Annotated in this window: 2 protein-coding genes; both read left to right on the top strand. The window is 63.3% G+C overall.

Annotation, left to right across the window (positions count from 1 at the left end):
* The first annotated feature begins 115 nt into the window (after window positions 1-115).
* Window positions 116-1,615: an IS21 family transposase gene (gene istA / locus JKL46_RS34595; RefSeq protein ID WP_201842959.1), complete on the top strand. Its 1,500-nt coding sequence runs from the start codon at window positions 116-118 to the stop codon at window positions 1,613-1,615.
* Window positions 1,615-2,272, top strand: a 658-nt coding sequence (gene istB, locus JKL46_RS34590) for an IS21-like element helper ATPase IstB (RefSeq protein WP_201842957.1), incomplete at its 3' end; no start/stop codon positions are given. The genes istA and istB, both read left to right, overlap by 1 nt.

Here is a 2,272-nt window from a genome sequence, read left to right as displayed (position 1 = left end):
CTGTGTTTCGGCATGCAATGTTGACCCTCTGAGGTGGGGGATCGGCGTCCAAAATTGCCCCCTGCGGCTGTCACGCGAGCAAACTGCCTGTCCTGGTTCAGGATGGGTGCAGGGGATGAAGGGCGTGGACACGATTGCACGGATCCGGCGCGAGTTCTTCGTGCGCGGCAAAACGATCAAGCAGATTTCCCGCGAGCTCCACATCGCGCGCAACACCGTCCGTAAGGTTCTGCGCTCGGGAGCCACTGAGTTCCGCTACGAACGCGAACATCAGCCTCTGCCGCGGATCGGCCCTTGGAAGGAGGATCTGGATCGCCTGCTGGCGCTCAACAGTGTCAAGCCTGCTCGGGAACGTCTGACCCTGATCCGGGTGTTCGAAGAATTACGGAGCGTTGGCTATGAAGGCGGCTATGACGCTGTGCGCCGCTATGCCAAGAGCTGGCGCCGGGAACAGTCCACCTCCCCAGCCGCCGTCTTCGTGCCTCTGAGCTTTGCGCCGGGCGAGGCCTACCAGTTCGACTGGAGCCATGAAGTCATCCTGCTCAATGGCATGCCGGTTACCGTCAAAGTCGCTCATGTCCGGCTCTGCCACTCGCGCATGATGTTCGTGCGGGCCTATCCGCGCGAGAGCCAGGAGATGGTCTTTGATGCCCATGACCGCGCTTTTGCGTTCTTCAAGGGCGCCTGCCGGCGCGGCATCTACGACAACATGAAGACCGCGGTGGACGCCATCTTCATCGGCAAGGAGCGCGCCTACAACCGCCGCTTTCTCCAGATGTGCGGACATTACCTAGTGGACCCGGTCGCCTGCACGCCGGCCTCCGGCTGGGAGAAGGGTCAGGTCGAGAACCAAGTCGGGCTCGTGCGCGAGCGCTTCTTCACGCCGCGGCTGCGGGTGAAGTCCTATGACGAGTTGAATGCCTGGCTGCTCGATCAATGCATTGTCTATGCCAAGGCGCATGCTCATCCCGAACACCGCGACCGGACGATTTGGCAGGTCTTCGAGGCGGAACGCGCCAGCCTGGTTCCCTATCCCGGGCCATTCGACGGCTTCCATGCGGTTCCGGCGTCCGTCTCCCGCACCTGTTTGGTCCGCTTCGACACCAACAAGTATTCGATCGCCGCCAGCGCAGTCGGGCGGCCGGTGGAGATCCGGGCCTATGCCGATCGGATCGAGTGCCGCCAGGATGGCCGGATCGTGGCCGAGCATGTCCGCTGCTTCGGGCGCGATCAGACAATCTTCGACCCCTGGCATTACGTGCCGGTGCTGGCCCGCAAGCCAGGGGCTTTGCGGAATGGCGCTCCCTTCAAAGACTGGGTGCTGCCCGCCGCTCTTGAACGTGTCCGGCGCAAGCTCGCTGGTCGGCACGATGGTGACCGCCAGATGGTCAGCATCCTGACGGCGGTGCTGAGCGATGGACTGCCGGCTGTCGAGGCCGCCTGCGCCGAGGCCCTGCATGAAGGCGTCTGGTCCGCCGATGTGATCCTCAACATTCTCGCCCGGCGGCGCGAGCCGGAACCGCCGCTGACGATCACGACCCCACAGGCGTTGCGGCTCCGGCATGAGCCGCAGGCCGATTGCGCTCGTTATGACAGCATCAGGAGGGCTGTGTGATGGAACGGACCGAGATCCTTACGGCCATGGGCAGCCTCAAGCTCTATGGCATGAAGGCGGCCTATGACGAGATCATCACGACCGCTGTCAAGCGCACTCACGAGCCCCAGCGTGTCGTGGGCGATCTGTTGGCGGCAGAGATCGCCGAGAAGCAGGCGCGCTCGATCAAATACCAGATGACGATTGCCAAGCTGCCCCTGGCCAAGGATCTCGAGGACTTCGTCTTCGCCGACACGCCGATCAATGAAGGCCTCGTACGGGATCTGTCCGGGGGAGAGTTCCTGGCCCATGAGCGCAACGTCGTCCTGGTGGGCGGCACCGGCACGGGCAAGACCCACCTAGCGATCGGGATTGCGCGGGCGTGCATTCGCGCTGGATCACGCGGGCGGTTCTACAACGTGGTTGATCTGGTCAACCGATTGGAGGCCGAGGCCCGCGCGGGTCGCCAGGGCCGGATGGCGGACTATCTCTCGCGGATGGACTTTATCGTCCTCGACGAACTCGGCTATCTGCCATTTGCCCAGTCGGGTGGCCAGCTTCTGTTCCATCTGATCAGCCGGCTCTACGAACAGACCTCCGTGATCGTCACGACCAACCTGGCTTTCGGCGAGTGGCCAAGCGTGTTTGGCGACGCGAAGATGACCACCGCCTTGCTCG

It is taken from the genome of Microvirga zambiensis WSM3693, from assembly GCF_016735695.1.
GTDB classification, from domain to species: Bacteria; Pseudomonadota; Alphaproteobacteria; order Rhizobiales; family Beijerinckiaceae; genus Microvirga; species Microvirga zambiensis.
Note: the sequence above shows the minus strand (reverse complement) of the source record. Positions and strands in the feature narration are given on the sequence as shown.

What these genes read in the sequence shown, in the direction of transcription:
- istA (WP_201842959.1), top strand. Translation starts at nt 116, where the DNA reads ATGAAGGGCGTGGACACGATTGCACGGATCCGGCGCGAGTTCTTCGTG.